Source organism: Microbacterium sp. Cr-K32, from assembly GCF_000708345.1.
Taxonomy (GTDB): Bacteria; Actinomycetota; Actinomycetes; order Actinomycetales; family Microbacteriaceae; genus Microbacterium; species Microbacterium maritypicum_A.
In genome coordinates, this window is the sequence record NZ_JARD01000009.1 from 151,595 (window position 1) to 166,833 (window position 15,239).

The 15,239-nt window shown below is 63.5% G+C and carries 14 protein-coding genes; 4 read left to right on the forward strand and 10 right to left on the reverse strand.

The features are described from left to right. Positions 1-142: 142 nt before the first annotated feature. From GZ64_RS0103855 to GZ64_RS0103885, 7 genes are read right to left on the reverse strand one after another with little or no spacing between them, the layout of a single operon-like run. Positions 143-922: an SDR family NAD(P)-dependent oxidoreductase gene (locus tag GZ64_RS0103855; protein ID WP_029265206.1), complete on the reverse strand. Its 780-nt coding sequence runs from the start codon at positions 920-922 to the stop codon at positions 143-145. Further along, positions 919-1,734 (reverse strand): SDR family NAD(P)-dependent oxidoreductase, encoded by an 816-nt coding sequence (locus tag GZ64_RS0103860; RefSeq protein WP_029265207.1) that lies wholly within the window; start codon positions 1,732-1,734, stop codon positions 919-921. The genes GZ64_RS0103855 and GZ64_RS0103860 overlap by 4 nt, the downstream gene beginning before the upstream one ends. After that, positions 1,731-3,140, reverse strand: a complete 1,410-nt coding sequence (locus tag GZ64_RS0103865) for an aldehyde dehydrogenase family protein (RefSeq protein ID WP_029265208.1) — start codon at positions 3,138-3,140, stop codon at positions 1,731-1,733. Before GZ64_RS0103865 ends, GZ64_RS0103860 begins: the two co-directional genes overlap by 4 nt. Next, positions 3,137-4,489 carry a flavin monoamine oxidase family protein gene (locus GZ64_RS0103870; protein ID WP_051667837.1) on the reverse strand — a complete coding sequence of 451 codons (1,353 nt, stop codon included), beginning with the start codon at positions 4,487-4,489 and terminating at the stop codon, positions 3,137-3,139. The genes GZ64_RS0103865 and GZ64_RS0103870 overlap by 4 nt, the downstream gene beginning before the upstream one ends. 10 nt (positions 4,490-4,499) lie before the next feature. Next, positions 4,500-4,835, reverse strand: a complete 336-nt coding sequence (locus tag GZ64_RS0103875; RefSeq protein WP_029265210.1) for a cupin domain-containing protein — start codon at positions 4,833-4,835, stop codon at positions 4,500-4,502. A 26-nt stretch (positions 4,836-4,861) separates the two neighbouring features. Further along, entirely contained in the window at positions 4,862-5,677 is an 816-nt protein-coding gene (locus tag GZ64_RS0103880; protein WP_081859664.1) for a MoaF C-terminal domain-containing protein, read from the reverse strand. A 46-nt stretch (positions 5,678-5,723) separates the two neighbouring features. Further along, positions 5,724-7,151, reverse strand: a complete 1,428-nt coding sequence (locus GZ64_RS0103885; RefSeq protein WP_081859665.1) for an APC family permease — start codon at positions 7,149-7,151, stop codon at positions 5,724-5,726. A gap of 118 nt (positions 7,152-7,269) precedes the next feature. On the opposite strand from GZ64_RS0103885, the gene GZ64_RS0103890 reads away from it, so the two are divergent. Then, positions 7,270-7,869: a TetR/AcrR family transcriptional regulator gene (locus GZ64_RS0103890; protein ID WP_036331038.1), complete on the forward strand. Its 600-nt coding sequence runs from the start codon at positions 7,270-7,272 to the stop codon at positions 7,867-7,869. 327 nt (positions 7,870-8,196) lie between these two features. Here GZ64_RS0103890 and GZ64_RS0103895 read toward each other — a convergent pair whose 3' ends face one another. Further along, positions 8,197-8,808, reverse strand: coding sequence for a hypothetical protein (locus tag GZ64_RS0103895; RefSeq protein ID WP_136025484.1), 612 nt, complete (start codon positions 8,806-8,808; stop codon positions 8,197-8,199). A 365-nt stretch (positions 8,809-9,173) separates the two neighbouring features. On the opposite strand from GZ64_RS0103895, the gene GZ64_RS0103905 reads away from it, so the two are divergent. Further along, positions 9,174-10,481 (forward strand): hypothetical protein, encoded by a 1,308-nt coding sequence (locus tag GZ64_RS0103905; protein ID WP_136025485.1) that lies wholly within the window; start codon positions 9,174-9,176, stop codon positions 10,479-10,481. Between the two features lie 357 nt (positions 10,482-10,838). Here the strand turns inward: GZ64_RS0103905 and GZ64_RS19385 are convergent, their stop codons facing one another. Further along, positions 10,839-11,747 carry an ImmA/IrrE family metallo-endopeptidase gene (locus tag GZ64_RS19385; RefSeq protein WP_168441087.1) on the reverse strand — a complete coding sequence of 303 codons (909 nt, stop codon included), beginning with the start codon at positions 11,745-11,747 and terminating at the stop codon, positions 10,839-10,841. 5 nt (positions 11,748-11,752) lie between these two features. Next, positions 11,753-12,118, reverse strand: coding sequence for a helix-turn-helix domain-containing protein (locus GZ64_RS0103915; RefSeq protein ID WP_029265220.1), 366 nt, complete (start codon positions 12,116-12,118; stop codon positions 11,753-11,755). Between the two features lie 453 nt (positions 12,119-12,571). On the opposite strand from GZ64_RS0103915, the gene GZ64_RS0103920 reads away from it, so the two are divergent. Both GZ64_RS0103920 and GZ64_RS18960 read left to right on the forward strand, forming a co-directional pair. After that, positions 12,572-12,826, forward strand: coding sequence for a DUF3892 domain-containing protein (locus GZ64_RS0103920; protein ID WP_029265222.1), 255 nt, complete (start codon positions 12,572-12,574; stop codon positions 12,824-12,826). Positions 12,827-13,776: 950 nt separating this feature from the next. Next, positions 13,777-15,162: a formylglycine-generating enzyme family protein gene (locus tag GZ64_RS18960; protein ID WP_168441088.1), complete on the forward strand. Its 1,386-nt coding sequence runs from the start codon at positions 13,777-13,779 to the stop codon at positions 15,160-15,162. Positions 15,163-15,239 lie beyond the last annotated feature (77 nt).

Sequence of the window (15,239 nt, forward strand, 5' to 3'; positions counted from 1 at the left end):
TACCATCGACCGTAGCCCTGCCGAAAACGATCGTTTTCGGCGCGCCGGAGCGTCGCGCTAGGAAGCTGGGCCGTAAAGGGGTGCCACAAGCCTCTTTCGGCAGACAGATCCGCGCCCCCAAGAGCCTGAGCTTCTCTCCTGATCAGCGTGTGAGCGCAGAAAAGCCCAGTTCGCCGAGCGCTGATCGAGATACGTACCCGAAATCTGACACAAGGGTCGTTGCGTTGATCGGAGCGCTTGCGGGGGATGCGAGGAAGAGGACGTGGCGGGCGAGCTGCGAGGCTTTCATGACTGGCAGTGCGCTGTCCTCGAAACCGAGTTCGACTCGGCCGAGGTCGGTTCGTGACATCGGGGTGTCGACGATTCCGGGGCAGATGGCGTTGACCCGGATACCTGGGTGGTCGATCGCTATTACTTTGGTCAGCATCACGACCGCGGCCTTCGACGTGCTGTAGGCGGCCATGCCTTCGAAGGCGACCAATGCCGCATCAGATGCGACGAGGACGATCGTGCCTGCCTCGCTTCTCTCGAGGTGCGGCATCGCGTGCTTGGCCATCAAGAAGTTCCCGCGCACGTTGATCGCGAGGACCCGATCGAAGTCGGCTGCGTCCGTCTCCGCCAGCTTCACGCCTACGGGGCCGGAGATGCCCGCGCAGCCGATCATGATGTCGATTCCGCCGTGCTGCGTGATCACTTCGGCGATCGCGGAACCGACCTTGTCCTCGTCGGTGATGTCCACCTCGTGTGAGGTGACCGTCTTTCCATCGCGAGCATGCTCGGCCGCAACCGCCGCTCCTCGTGGATCTCGGTCGAGTATGGCGACGCGTACGCCTTCGGCGGCCAGAGCTGCAACGCACGCCTGACCGATTCCGGATGCGCCTCCGGTGACGACGGCGACCCGTCCGTCGATTTCGAGGTTCATCGCGCCCTCGCCTTCTCGAACGCGAGGGTCGGGAGATCGACGATGTGCGCGCCGCCGTCGACCACCAACGTCGCGCCGGTGATGTAGGACGACTCTTCCGAGCCGAGGAACCGCACGGCGGCAGCGATGTCCGCCGGTTCTGCCACGCGACGCAGCGGAAGGTCGGTTGTCACCAGGTCGTAGGCCTCGTCGCGGTTGCTGAGTTCGAGATGCTCGACGAGTTCGTCCATCTCTTCGTCGGCCAGCGGCGTGCGGACCCAGCCGGGGCAGATGGCATTGACGCGAATGCCTGACGCTCCGTAGTCCCGTGCGAGGGACTTTGTCAGTCCGATCACGGCGTGCTTCGCTGTGGTGTATCCCGCCATGGCCGGACCGGCGAACAGCCCGGAGAGCGAGGAGATCATCACAATGCGACCGTGCGAGGTCGCCAATGCGGGGAGGAACCCGCGGGAACTCGTGAACGCAGTGTTCAGGTTGGCGTGCATGGACGCGGCCCAGTCGGCGTCGTCGGTATTGCCGACCGTTGCGAACCCGCCGCCGCCGGCGTTGCACACCAAGGTGTCAACCCTTCCGTGCGTCTCGATGATCCTGTCGACGGCGGCCGCCACCGATGCAGCGTCGCTGGCGTCGGCGACGATCGCCAGTCCGCCGGTGCGGTGGGCGACCTCTTCGAGTGGCCCGGCACGCCGACCCAGCAGCACGATGCGGGCTCGTTCGGCGGCGAACCGGTCGGCGATGGCGGCGCCGATGCCGGTGCCGCCACCGGTGATGACGACGACGTCGTTCTCGACGCCGGCGCCGGCGAACGTCATCGGCTGATGACCTTCGGCGCGGCGACGGCCTTCAGGCCCGCGGCACCGAACTCTTGTCCGTAGCCGGAGGCCTTGGTGCCCCCGAAGGGCACCTGCGGGTTGAGCGCGCCGTGCTGGTTGATCCATACCGTGCCGGCCTGGAGTCGGTGGGCGACGGCGAGAGCCGCTTCGGGGTCGTCCGACCAGACGGAGGCGCCCAGACCTTGCTCACTGGCGTTCGCCCGAGCGACCGCGTCGTCGATGTCGGTGTAGCGGATGACGGGAATCGCGGGACCGAACTGCTCCTCGTCGACGAGCGATGCGCCGTCGGTGATGTCAGCCACGACTGTCGGCTGATAGAACAGCGGTCCGAGGTGTGTCGCCGCCTCGCCACCCGCGACGATCCGAGCGCCGGCCGCACGTGCCTCTTCGACGAGACGAGCGACGATGTCGAACTGGTTCTGGTTCTGCAGTGGCCCGAGGACGTTGGCCTCGTCGAGGCCGTGCCCCATCGGCATCGTGCGCGCGAGCTGCGCGAGGGCATCGACAGTCTCGTCGTACACGGAGTCGTGCACGTAGAGGCGCTTCAAGGCGGCGCAGGTCTGCCCGGCGTTGATGAAGCAGCCCCAGAAGAGATCCTCTGCGTGGGCGGCGATGTCCGTTCCCGGAAGCACGATACCCGCGTCGTTGCCTCCGAGTTCGAGGGTGAGTCGCGCGAGGTTGTTCGCTGAGGCCTCGACGATCTTGCGTCCGGTCGGAGTGGAACCGGTGAACATGATCTTGTCCACGCCGGGGTGGGCGGCGAGAGTCGATCCGATCTCACGGTCCCCGGTCACCGCCGTGAGGACGCCGGCCGGAAGGTGGCGGTTGAAGACCTCGACGAGAGCGAGGACGCTGAGCGGTGTGAATCCGCTGGGCTTCACGACGACGGTGTTGCCCATGCGCAGAGAGGGGGCGATCTGCCAGACGGAGATCATCATCGGCCAGTTCCAGGGACCGATGGCGCCGACGACGCCGAGAGCGCCGTAGTGGACGTCGGCCCGTGCGGCTCCGGCCTCGAATACGACCTCCGGTTCGAGAATCGTGTCGGCGGCATTTCGGGTCCATACCGCGCAGGCACCGACCTCGAAGCGCGCGTTGGGCCCGCTGAGCGGCTTTCCCTGTTCGCGGGAGAGGAGCACGGCGAGTTCTTCGGCGTTGGCCTCGAGGTCGTCGGCGATTGCGTGCAGGATGCGGCTGCGCTCGGTGTGGCCGAGCGCTTCCCATGCGGGCTGCGCATCTCGAGCTGACGCGATCGCCTTCTCGAGGTCTGCGAGCGTGTGGACAGGTGCGTGACCGATGGTCTCGCGAGTCGCGGCGTCGGGGATCGCTCGTCCGACGGATTCGGGAACGGTGATGGTGTCGAGGATGCTGGTTGCGGTTGTCATGATGACTCCTGATCGTGTGAGGTGAGAATCGAGACCGACTCGGCGGCGGACTCGGATGGCTGACGCTCGAGGATGCTGCGCGCTGCAGAGAGTCCGCTCTCGATGGCCCCGTCGATGAATCCACCCCATCCATCGGCGAAGTCCGAGCCCGCGAAGACCACCTGTCCGTGCGGTGCGCGCATGGCAGGAAGCCCGTGCTTCAGATAGCCGGCGCGGTGCATTGGCCAGGTCTCGCCGGAGAGCGGATCGCTCGTCCAGTCGTGTCCGGCGACATCGACGACGGTGAGGCCGTCCACCAGCCGGTCGACGGCCTGCTGCACGGCTGACCGGTCGTCGCCGTCGATCGCGCGAGCGTCGGAACCGAATCCGATGATGATGGTGCGTCCGTCGATGTGATACTCCGACTGCAGGAAATTCAGGGGTGCGTCGTGCTCGCCGAAAGCGACGAAGTGCGGATGTTCACCCTCGACGGAGAACCAGATCTTCGTTCCGAGTCCCACCTGTCCGTTGTCGAGCGTGCCCGCTGCGTCGACGGAGAGTTCTGGCTCGAAGCGGATGCGTTCGAGAGCGTGGAGAGGCGCCGTGACGACGACCGATGAAGCGCTGACGGAGGTGCCGTCGGCGACGACGACGGTGAGGCCTTCGGGGCGATCCGTGATGGAGGAGACGTCGGCGCCGAGCCGAAGGTCGGCATCCGTGTCCGAGAGGATCGCTTCCGCGAGCGCCCGCGTTCCTCCATCGATCTTGTAGCTCGCGCACGCCTCGAACAGGACACGCCAGTCGCCGTTCGCCACCGCCAGCCATCGCAGCGCCTGCGTGTAGGCGGCGTCCTCGAGTCGCCCGTTGAAGTTCAACGCCCAGAAGGATCGCAGCAACGCGTTTCGTTCCTCGTCGAGTCCGAGGGCATCGAGACGGTCGATCAGCCGCATGTCGTCCAAGAAGGCGCCCTGCTCTGAGACACGAGGCGAGTAGGGCAGCGGGAAGACTTCGCGCGCCGTGCGTCCGAGCTCCCGGTTCGGCTCGTCGAGCAGTTCGAGGAGCGCGTCGGGCGCGATCGGCGCAGGGCGCCCGTCGACCGGCCGCCAGGCCGCTACCGGTTCGGGGCTGGGCACCAGGCCGAGCCCATACCGGTGCAGCTCCGCCCAGACGAAGGGCTGGACCCAATGGACCCACGTTCCGCCGAGTTCGATGTCGAGCCCGAGGCGGCGATCCAGCCAGGTCCTTCCGCCGATGCGGTCCCTCGCTTCGAGGATGAGAACGCGTCTACCGCTCCACGTGAGCTCGCGGGCAGCTGTGAGGCCCGCGAACCCGGCTCCCACGACGACGACGTCGTATTCCTGCTCTGTCATGACCGGGCCGTCAGGAGTAGACGAAGAATTCGACGGTCGGGGCGAGCACGGTCCAGAGCGCGGCCGTTCCTTTGTTGAACGTCGCCACGGATCCGGCAGTCAGCTCGAATGCGTCCCCGTCCTCCACTTCGACCCTCAGGTGGCCCTCGATGATGTGCACCGTCTCGTCGGCGTGCCCGACCACTCGCATCGGGCCGGGGGTCTCCTCCGGGGTGATGAACCAGAACCCGGAGGAGAGCGCTTCGCGCTCGCCTTGCCCGGGGCGGCGGGTCCATTGAACTGTTCCGACCTCGAAGGGCTCGGCGGCTGAGCGGTCGTACTGTGCTGTGGTGGTGAAGTTGGACATCGTCGTCTCTCTCGTCCGTGCGCGGATCAGTCGTTGGGATAGGTGGTGTCGTTGAGGATCGTGAATCGGCTGTCGAACGGGATGTGAACGACGCTCTGCGTGGAGTTCTCCCAGCAGAACATCCGGCCGATGGAACGCTTCTCATTCAGATCCACGACAAGGAAGCTCTCCACGGGCATCACGCTCTCCTTCCAGAAGAAGATGACGAGGCCGTCGGCCAACTCGAAGGTCTTCGTCTGGTCGACGTCGGCGAGCCCGGATTCCGCTCCTGAGATGCAATGCCAAACGAACGTGCCGCCGTTGAGGTAGATGTGCTCGTAGCGTTCCGTTTCGCTGTAGCGGTAATAGATCCGCTTGCCGACGAGCGCATCGGAGCTCTGCCGCGGCTCGATCTCGCCCATCCCTTCGATGCGCCCGGAGACGAAGAGCGTGTTGGTGCGACCGACCCCATCGGTGAGCGTGATGGCGCTCTCAGCGGCCGTGACCCTGCCGTCCGCGAGGTCGATCACGAATGTGATCGCGCGGGTGTCCGCGCCTTCGCCCGCCACCACATCGATGATCTGGACTCCCGGTCGCACCTCCACGGCTCGATAGGCGAGCGTCGCGGATAAGCCGGTGCCGGAGCCGACGAGAACCGTTCGAGTGAGTTCCCGCGGAGAGTGGAACTCGTATCGGATCGTCTGACCGTCGTCGAAGCGGACGTCGATGGTCTGACCGGCCAGCGCGTCGCTTGCCGGCAGGCTCGGCTCACCGAAGCCGTCGATCATCGCGGAGACGTCGGGCCAGTCCTCCTGGGCGATGAAGCCCTGCGTGTGGACCTTCGAATCGGTGGAGATGTTCACAGTGGAGATTCCTTTCGGGGGCGGCAGATGTCGGGACGGGCGTTCGTCAGGCGATCGCGACGACCTTGAAATCGATGTCCTTGCGGAAGCTCGGGACGATGAACCCGATGATGAAAGCGATCGGAATGAGCCAGAGCATCGCCTTCGCGACCGTGCCGTCGCCGAACAAGAGGACGTCGAAGTTGGACAACGCGATCACCAGCACGGCGCCGTTCAGGAGCAGCGCGAGAGTGGGAGCAAACTTGGTGCTCCAGAACCCCGTCTCGAGGCGTTCGCGAAGGAAGAAGGCGAGGATGGCCACCGAAGCGAGCGTCATCATCGTGATGAATCCAATGGTGCCCAGTGCAACGAACCACGCGTAGATAACGACGATGGGGTCGGCGCCAGCGGCGAAGAAGATCCCCAACACGATCACGCAGACGGCGGCATCCACCAGCGCGGCGACGTGGGGTGCACGCTTGGTCTTCGAGACACGGGCAAAGATCTGCGGAAGAACACGCGCACGACCGAGCGCGAAGCAGTACCGGGCGAACATGTTCTGCACGCCAATCAACATCGCGAGGAAGCTCGTCAGGACCAGGATCTGCAAGACGAGGGAGAGCCAGGGTCCCACAGCGCGTGACGCGAGATCGAAGATGACGCCGGAGAGGTTGTCGGCCGAGGCCTGCTGGACATTGTCGGCGCCGAGCCCGTAGCTCACGGCCCACGTGGCGAGCGTGTAGTAGACGGCGACGAAACCGATGACGACGAACAGTGCGATGGGGATCGTCCTGCGAGGGTTCCGTGCCTCCTCGGCGAACACCGTCGTCGCCTCGAAGGTCGTGAAGCAGGTGAAGACGAACAGGCCTGCGACTCCCACGCCGGGGTTCGCCAGCACGGCGGGACTGAAGCTCACCAGCGACGCGTCCTGCCCGGGGAAGGCGATGAGAATGCCGACGATGAGCACCGCCACGACGATGACCTCGAGCGCGATGATGATGCCGAGCACGCGCATGTTGAGGTCGACGCCACGCATGACCAGCACGGTCGTGATGACGATCGCCAACATGACCCACACCCACACGGGAACGTCGAGTCCGGCACTCGCCGCCAGTTGCTGTGCGAACACTCCAAACTGGGCGACGAGCCCGATCTGGAGCGCGAGGTAGGTCACCACGACGATGCCCGCGGATCCGGTCGCGGCGCGCGATCCCAGTCCCCGTGCGATATAGGCGACGAACCCGCCGGCGTTCGTGATGTGGCGGCTCATCTTCAAGTACCCGACGGCAAACACCGCGATTATGGCGGCGACGATGATGTACACGGCGGGTGCGCCGCTGCCGACGATGGAGAAGACGACCGGGGCGGCACCCACGAAGGCGGCCATGGGTGCGGCCGCGGCGATAACGAAGAACGCGACGCCGACGACGCCGAGACTGTTGCGTTTCAGCGCTGTGGTCTGCTCAGCGGGTGATTCAGTGCTGGTCGACGCCATGGCGTTCTCCTTTGAACAAGGCGGATGGTGAAGCCATTTGAGCAGCTGCTGAATTCAATGTCAAGCATTTGCTCAAATCGTGCCGGCAACGGAACCCCGGGAGAGGTAGGGTGCCAACATGGCCGAGGAATCACAGCGCATCAAATACGGGACGGGTCGTGAGGCCCTCATCGAAGCGGCGGTCCGCGTCGTCGCCCGCCATGGCCTGCACGGTATGACGTTTCGTAAGGTCGCGCAGGAAGCCGGCGTCAACAATTCTCTCGTCGCCCACCATTTCGGCTCGCTGTCATCGCTGGCATCTGCTGCGCTCGCGTGGTCCGCGACGACCGCACTGAACGACTCGCATCTCGGTGGGTTCCTCGACTCGGGGGAGGACTACAGGTCCGCGCTATGGTCGACGCTCAGCGAAGAGAAGCACCTTCACGTCTACCAATTCGAGATGGTCCTCGAGGCCAGTCGTGACGAAGCGATCCGAGATCAGATCGTCGCGATGTACGACCAGTACACCTCCGAGATCTCGCGCAGCATTTTCGGCCAGTCGGCCAATGATGAGGACCACGCTCTCGCACGCGCCGTCTTCGCTGCACTCGACGGGCTCGTACTGCAGTTCGTGAGCGGCGCTATTGATCGCGAACAGGTCGACTCCTCGGTCGACGCTCTCTGGAAGCTGGCGGCCCTCGCGAGTACTTCGAGCCCTGCGAGCCATCGAGCACGATGACGACGTCGGGCCGATGACAGGGCGGTAGGCGGGCGCGCAAGGCTTCGCTCCTAAGCGTCGCGACTTCCACCTGCGCCCACCGGAAACGATGGTTTACGGCAGGCTGGTCACGCCGACAGCCAGGAGCGCGACTCGCCGAGGAACGAGCCGCCGAAACCCCCTGCCGAAACCGGATTCCGCCGCAACCTCAGCACTACCGTTTTCGGCGGGTCCCCACACTCGGTCCTCCCGCCTGCGTGGCGTCAGGTACGAGTCAGCCGTTGAGGGCTCGAAAGCAACCCATGGTCCCGATGCGCCAGTCCAGCGCGCGTCTATTTGAAGACGCCGCTATGGCGTGGTTTCCCATAGGAGCGAGGACCGTTGCGACATCTCTTCGAGCTGTGCGATCTGGACGAAGATCGAAGCAACTGAGACTCCGACAGCGGGCCATCGCACCACTAGCTCGAGATGATCAACGGTCGGCATCGTCCACAGCCATAGCCCCTCACTCGATTTGCACAGCCACGGGTCGCCGCTGGCCCCAGAGCCTGTGTGCATCACCGAGAGGCTCGACGGCTTTTCGTTTACGTCGGCGAGGCCGCGGAATAGCGAGTTCGCGAACACCTCTTCGCCGCCCGTGATGATGGAGTACTGCAAGCTCTCGGTTCCACCAGGCACAGCCGGTTTGTCGGGCGTCTGCAGGAACTCGCGAATCTTCGCTTGCCACTCATCATCCGTTTCGCCCCAACGTCGCATCCGTCGCTCGAGCAACAGCTCAACGCCCTCGCGGTACACGTGGGCGCCAACGAGAGTCAGCGCGGCCGTCGAGGTCCTCACGATCGGAGCAACGATGGGAAGAATGGCGGGCACACCATCTTCGGGGGGCTGCCACCACGGCTGCACGTGCTTCCGCCTGTCCGGCGGCGTCGGCGTCGGCGTCGGCGGTGAAAGCTCAGTCATGACGGCCACGGTACGCGATCGAGTCGCCTGGCAGGAACGATCGTTCCGGAGGGCGAGCGGCGTCACTGACCAGCCGCGCAACTCGCTGACAACGACCTGCCCCAACCTGAACGCGCCACAATTTCAGCAAGGCCGGCATGCGCGTTCTGCGCGTGTCACACCAGCGCTCGGTCCCAGTTCGCCAGCTTTGCCGCGCTAGCGGTTCAAAACATCTCCACCTCCTCGCGCGGGGGTCCAGATAGGATCGCGTCAGTCTGGGGACTCGTGTCCGCGGAGCTAACTAGCACCCGGTCGCGGGTTTTCTTGCTCATGACAGAGAGGCAGCGATGGTAGGTGGTACCGCCAACCTCATAGACAACCGCGCTGTGACTGTGGCTCTTCTGGCAAATCCGCTCGGCTGGCGCGTGCGCGTAGTCGAAGAGATCCACATCGACTCGGCGACATCCTGCACTCGTCGTCGGTCGCTGCAGTCGGCCCCGCTCCGCAGTCTTCTGGGCGGTCTCGCACCGCGGCGAGCAACCCATGCCCTACTGGCGTTGAACGTTGCGCCGATGCCGCGCGGACCCTTGATGGATTTTGATGTCGAGGGGCCAGATGGCGATGCTTGGCTTCTACCTCGCACCGAGATCGCTGTACGACAAGCGAGGTATCTGCAGGAGCTTGCCAGTTCGTCGCGAGTAGAGCTCTCACACGAGGTGATGGGCTTACTCATCGCGGTACTCGGTTTTACCGGTGAACTCCTCGCCCAGGGCGAACCGACCGACGTTGGCGCCTACTTCCGCGACGGGCTCGGGCGGCCCGTTGCGGGTCAGGTTCTTTCGAGCTGGAACGATATCGCACTCCGATGCCGCACCATTCTTCGCCCCCGTTTGGACGAGTTTCATGGGTACTCGGCGCCGGAAAATCCGTCGCTCGTACTTCCTCAACTGTACGAAACGGGGCTGGTTTCGACGGATGAAGAGGCAACGGCCCTCCTCGGCTCTTACGCTGCGGCTCTCGAGCGACTTGATGCACACGCACAGGAGAGCAACAGCGGAGGAGCCGCGGAAGAGTTCCTGGTCGCACTCGCCGATTACTCGAACTCATACGACCTCATCGTCGCCATGAAGGTTCCTCTTGATGAGCCATTCCTCGTGAAGTACTCGGAGCGGCGGGACCTCACACTGACTCTTGGAAACCGCGGGCACCAGGATCTGGTGATCGCCGACGCGCAATCAAATCACGTGACGTTCCGCGTGCCAGACGCCAACGTTAGGATCACCGAGTTCCGGGCCGATCATCCTTCTTCTTCAACCCCGGCATACGGCGCATTCCAGTCGCGCACTGATGCTCAAAGTCGCGCTTTCTACGCTCATGACCCTGACCGCGACTACCGAATCAGGCTCAGCTTCCGTCTGGCGTCTCTGCGGCGGCTTCAGGTCGTGCCGTATCTCGCTGCACTTCTGCTCATTGCGCTCACTGTTGCTCTGTGGATTGATCGACCAACTCAGCTGGGCGACCTTGCACTCATAGTTGGTCCTAGTGCTCTGGCGGCCTCCGTTCTTCTGACTCGAGATCCGACGACCCTCGGGTCACGTCTGCGGTTCTGGAGCTCAACCTGTCTGATCGTGGCGATGATTGCCCTCATTGGAACTGCCGCCATCTTGTACGTGTTGGGGTCCTCATGTCCGTAGTTTCAGCTAGCATCCAGAGAAGGAGGAACGCATGGCAAAGAACACAGGTCGCGGGTCCCGGCAAGGCGCTGTAACGAATCGATCGCAGGTCCGTACAGCATCCGGGACTTGGGTCAAGCGCGACACTTCGACAGGCCGATTCGTTCAGGCCAAGAAGTCCGGTGGCAGCTTCAAAGGAGTCCGCAAGGAGTCCTGAGCTCGAAGTCGTCTCGTGGCGGCGGAGCGGAGGCGCGCTAACCAGCAGAGCTGGGAAGGCGTCGGACAAGTGCTCGGGTTCGGTGACTCCAGCCTGCGGCGGCCACTCTACGAATGACACTGCCAATGCCTCAGCCGTGAGGTTCCTCAGCGAGACTGAACTCAGCTGGCGGGCAGGAGTTCAAATCCGTCGACTGACATTAGGCGAAGCTTCTGACCGTCCAGTCGACTCTTCTTATGTAGAACGACAAAGTTTAGGCGGCCGTTGGTGAAACCCTCGGCGGTGAATCGAGTAGATCCGCGCGCTGTGTCGAGGACGACTTCGCAAGGCGGCACGCTTCCGGTCGATAGTGCGAGCAACGCTTCGAGCTCGGGGTACGTGGCGGCCCCGACAAAGGTTCGGAGCATGGCGCTCAATCGTCCGTAACGCTTGACGAAGCGGGGAGATTCGAAGCTCTGGGCTTCTATGTGCCTGACCGTCCTAGCTTGACTTGGGTATTGCCCGAGTGCCAGTACCGCGATGGCGTGCTCGCTGTCTTCGACATACTTTCGTATGGCTGCATGCGCGGAGACACCGTACTCGGGCGCTAGGTACAAGGCGACCTCAAGACCTGGCGCATACTGATCGGCTTGCTTGGTGAATCGGCCTGCGCCGAACAGAAGCTCTGCTGAGAACCGATTCGCCTCGCTCTCCAAGACATTCTTCGTCGAGGGATGCAACGTGGTGTGATCATCGCCCCAGAATGCCGCCTCGTGCCACGGCAATGCGTCGTGCCCGATCTCATGGCCTTCGGTGAACCGTTGCCGAGCGATCGGGACGGTCCTGTCGACGAAGTACTCTCGCTTCTCGATCGCGAGCAGGCCAAGAACCTTGCCCTTCAACTTGCTTACGACATCCCGGAAGCGTCGGGGCACCTCCTCACCAAGTTCGAACAGGTCTCTCCGATGCAGCCCAACTGCGGCCGCGATCTGATCCACCGGAACACGCGAGACATCCTCGATGCCGGCCGCGTTCAACGCACCTTTCGCATACTGTCGGATCTTCGCTTTGGGTGCGGCGCCATCAACCACTGCACTTACCTCTTGCTCTTCAGGTACTTCAAATAGTCCATGAGGTCGTCCTTCTCTGTCTCGGTGAGGTCCTCCAGGGCGCGTAGCGGGATTCCATTGAGCAGGTCGGCGCGTTGACCGGACACCGCGGTCGGCACCCGATGGCCGGCTCTCACGAGCAAGTCGGAGTATTCGACTCCGTAGAGCTCTGCAAGTTGAAAGAGGACGTTAGGAGATGGTTTCGCGATGAGTTGGTTCTCGATCTGGGAGAGGTAGCCATTGGTGATGTCGGTCTTCGCTTCGACGTCTCGGAGCGTGAGTCCAACTGAGCGTCGTGCGCTCTTGAGGTAGGGGCCGAGGTCATTCGTGGTCTGAGCGGCTCGAGGGGTCATAGCTCTATTCTTGCGTAGTTCGCCAAGCTTCGCATCGAAGAAGTTGCATACGGTCGACATGTCTGCTTAGAATACTAAGCAATGCAGGCACAGGCCTGCAGAACGTCTCAACACGAAGGGCCAACATCATGGCGAATCGCAGCTCCATCAGTGGTCGGTACATCTCAAACGCCGCGGCAGCGCGGCACCCGCGCACGAGCGTGACGGAAGGAGGAGCGAACCGGTCCAGCGGAACTCACCACCGCAGCGCTATCTCGGGACAGTTCATTTCTCCGGCTGCTGCGGGGAGACACCCGAAGACGAGCCTCACCGAGCGGGACTAGTCGCTGCAGCGGTGGGGATGAGTGTCGTCATGGCCTGTCCCCGCCGCTGCTGACGGAGAGCGGCTACAGAGTGATCTAAGAGTCGACAGCGAACCAGATCCGGTTCGAGATAACGAAAGCGAGAAGCAACATGGCAGATGCAGAGATCAAGAACGTTCGGAAGAACCGAGAGGGCGACATCACCCACGTAGGCGTGACCGGACGCTGGGACTGGACCGTGGCCCAGGTAGTGTCGTCGATCGAGGCAGGGAGCAACACGTTCTTCGTGATGTGCCCGCAGCGGGCGAACGTCGTTATCGCGAAGACCGCGAGAGGGTACAAGTTCCTCAAGACAACCGCCGACACCACCACGAAGAACAACCTGGACAACCTCCCGCCGCTGTAGAGGCCACTGCGTATGTGAGTGTCGCGTGAACGCTGCACTCGGGGCTGGACGCAGCGTTCACAGCGGCCCGCTGGAGTCGAGGCAGCAGCTCAACGGCCTGAAAGTTCGCGTGGCTGCTCCGTGGCGGACACCTCGGAGGCGCAGGGGACGGTGTTCTCTTCGCAGGCTGTTGCTCCGCGAAGACGTGAAGTCTTATCTCTGACTTGGAGTACCGAGCCGAGGATCGCCGTCCTCGTCGAGAAAGAGCACCTGCTCGCCACGCTCGAGTGCATCGAGTGTGAGGTCGACCTCGTACGCTGCTAGTTCGGAACGGCGGTTTGGCCCGAGCACCACAATGTTGCTCGGGCCAGCCGTTACTCCCACAAAATCCGGGTTTCCGGCTACCACAACCGAAGGCGCCAGCCGATCTTCTCGCCTACTTCGCGGGCGCGCTCATCAAGGGCTGCAATCTCATCAGGTGTAAGTGCCATGGCGGAACTCTACGACGTTCCGGTGCTCACTGAACTCGCCGATCTTCTAGCCGGACAATGCCCTCTGCGCGGGCTGGGCGTGCAGCAAACGGCGGGAACTGAGCCTTTTCACCCAATGGGCGGGCGCGTCTGATCCATGCCAGCGCTGTCCTCGGGTGTTAGGCGACGGTCCACCGAGTCGACTGACATAATTTCGACTATGCGGACCACTCCCCCGCTCGATTCGCCTTCAGCGCGAATCGAGGCCTAGAGCGTGTTGCGCTGCGCAGGACGCTAGACGTCGCGATCGCAGGGATGCGAAAGGCGGCAGCGCGATCGGGAAAGTGTCACGGCAAAGAACAGCTCGAGGGCGTCAGACAGTCTCAGTCGAGTGACATTCCGTGTCATCTCGATCCGTTTCCGACAAAAGTGTCGAGATCGCACTCTCGCGCCATAGACGGGGTGGGTATACTCCCCGATCAACAGAATGGAACACTTAACATGTTACGTAATATTGATTCCGGGCCGACGCAGGGTTCCACGACGGCGGCGCGGGTCTCCGCCGCGGTCGCTCTGACGCTGGCTCTCGTCGCCACCTCGACCACGCCGGTCTTCGCCCAATCCCCGATGGGTCGCGGTGGAGCAGATGCCGCCCATCGCGCACTCGACGATCTCGAGGAGTCGCTGGTGTGGCGATCCGACGCGAAGACCACCTATGGCGCCGTCGTTCCCGCCGTGAACGAAGCGATCCTCGCTCTGGACGAAGATCGCTCGAGGATCCCGCAGTACGAGAGCTTCAAGACGGCCTTGGAGCGGCTTCAGGTGGAATCCACCTATCTGCTCGATCTCGCCACGCAGCCCGGATACCAGCCGGGCGTGCTCGATTCCGTGATGTTCCTTCAGGGTTCTGTGGCGGAATGGCAGTACCGCGTGGCCTCGATGGACGACTCTCTGAAGAAGCGCGACAAGACCCGCCCGGCGCGAGTGGAAGGATCGCGCGCCGATGTCAGCGCTCAGACGCAGCCGGGCACGGTGTTCCGCGATCTTCCCGGCCTCCCGGAGATGGTCGTGGTGCCGAAGGGCGACTACGTTGCGGGGGCGACAGCCGAGGAACAGCAGATCTGGAACGTCCCGGAGAACCGGCGTGACTTCGAGACGCCCCAGCGCGACGTCACGATCAGTGAGGCACTCGCCTTCGGCACGACCGAGGTGACGGTCGGTCAGTTCAGTGCGTTCGTCAAAGAGACGAAGTATCGTCCTCGCGGTGGAGCTCGATGGTGGAACCCGCAGGATCCTTCCGCCATGCAGTTCAACGCTGCGCTGGACTACCTGAATCCTGGATTCCCCCAGACGGCCGATTCTCCCGTCGTCGCGATCACGCGTGAAGATGCGAGCGCATACGCGTCATGGCTCAGTGCGAAGACGGGGGAAACCTATCGACTCCCCAGCGAAGATGAATGGGAGTGGGCGGCGCGTGGCGGTGCGACCACGACGTTCTACTGGGGTGACGACCTCTCTCGCGTGAACGAGTACGCGAACAGCTTCGACCTCTCGTCGAAGGAGACCAACGGATTCGGCTGGGACAGCACCGGCGTCGATGACGGCTACCCGTACACCGCGCCGGTGGCGAGCTTCGCGCCCAACGGGTACGGGCTGTACGACGTGACCGGGAACGCGCGTGAATTCGTCGCGGACGACTGGGTACAGGATCTCTCCGCCGCAGCGAACGACGGGAGCCCGCATGACGGCGGAGTACCGTTCCCCGTCGTGCGTGGGGGCGCGTGGAACTATCAGCCCCAGAATCTGCGACTGGACTATCGCAGTGCCTACTATTCGTCGGAGACCGCGACCAACATGTTCGGATTCCGCCTCGTGCGCGTGCTCTGAACGGCGACGAAGACCGTCCACCACATGCCGCGGAGCGTCCTCGCCGATCGGTCGAGGACGCTCCGTCGCGACGGGCG

What these genes read in the sequence shown, in the direction of transcription:
- GZ64_RS0103855 (WP_029265206.1), bottom strand. Translation starts at nt 922, where the DNA reads ATGAACCTCGAAATCGACGGACGGGTCGCCGTCGTCACCGGAGGCGCA.
- GZ64_RS0103860 (WP_029265207.1), bottom strand. Translation starts at nt 1,734, where the DNA reads ATGACGTTCGCCGGCGCCGGCGTCGAGAACGACGTCGTCGTCATCACC.
- GZ64_RS0103885 (WP_081859665.1), bottom strand. Translation starts at nt 7,151, where the DNA reads ATGGCGTCGACCAGCACTGAATCACCCGCTGAGCAGACCACAGCGCTG.
- GZ64_RS0103890 (WP_036331038.1), top strand. Translation starts at nt 7,270, where the DNA reads ATGGCCGAGGAATCACAGCGCATCAAATACGGGACGGGTCGTGAGGCC.
- GZ64_RS0103870 (WP_051667837.1), bottom strand. Translation starts at nt 4,489, where the DNA reads ATGACAGAGCAGGAATACGACGTCGTCGTCGTGGGAGCCGGGTTCGCG.
- GZ64_RS0103865 (WP_029265208.1), bottom strand. Translation starts at nt 3,140, where the DNA reads ATGACAACCGCAACCAGCATCCTCGACACCATCACCGTTCCCGAATCC.
- GZ64_RS0103875 (WP_029265210.1), bottom strand. Translation starts at nt 4,835, where the DNA reads ATGTCCAACTTCACCACCACAGCACAGTACGACCGCTCAGCCGCCGAG.
- GZ64_RS18960 (WP_168441088.1), top strand. Translation starts at nt 13,777, where the DNA reads ATGTTACGTAATATTGATTCCGGGCCGACGCAGGGTTCCACGACGGCG.
- GZ64_RS0103920 (WP_029265222.1), top strand. Translation starts at nt 12,572, where the DNA reads ATGGCAGATGCAGAGATCAAGAACGTTCGGAAGAACCGAGAGGGCGAC.
- GZ64_RS0103915 (WP_029265220.1), bottom strand. Translation starts at nt 12,118, where the DNA reads ATGACCCCTCGAGCCGCTCAGACCACGAATGACCTCGGCCCCTACCTC.
- GZ64_RS0103895 (WP_136025484.1), bottom strand. Translation starts at nt 8,808, where the DNA reads ATGACTGAGCTTTCACCGCCGACGCCGACGCCGACGCCGCCGGACAGG.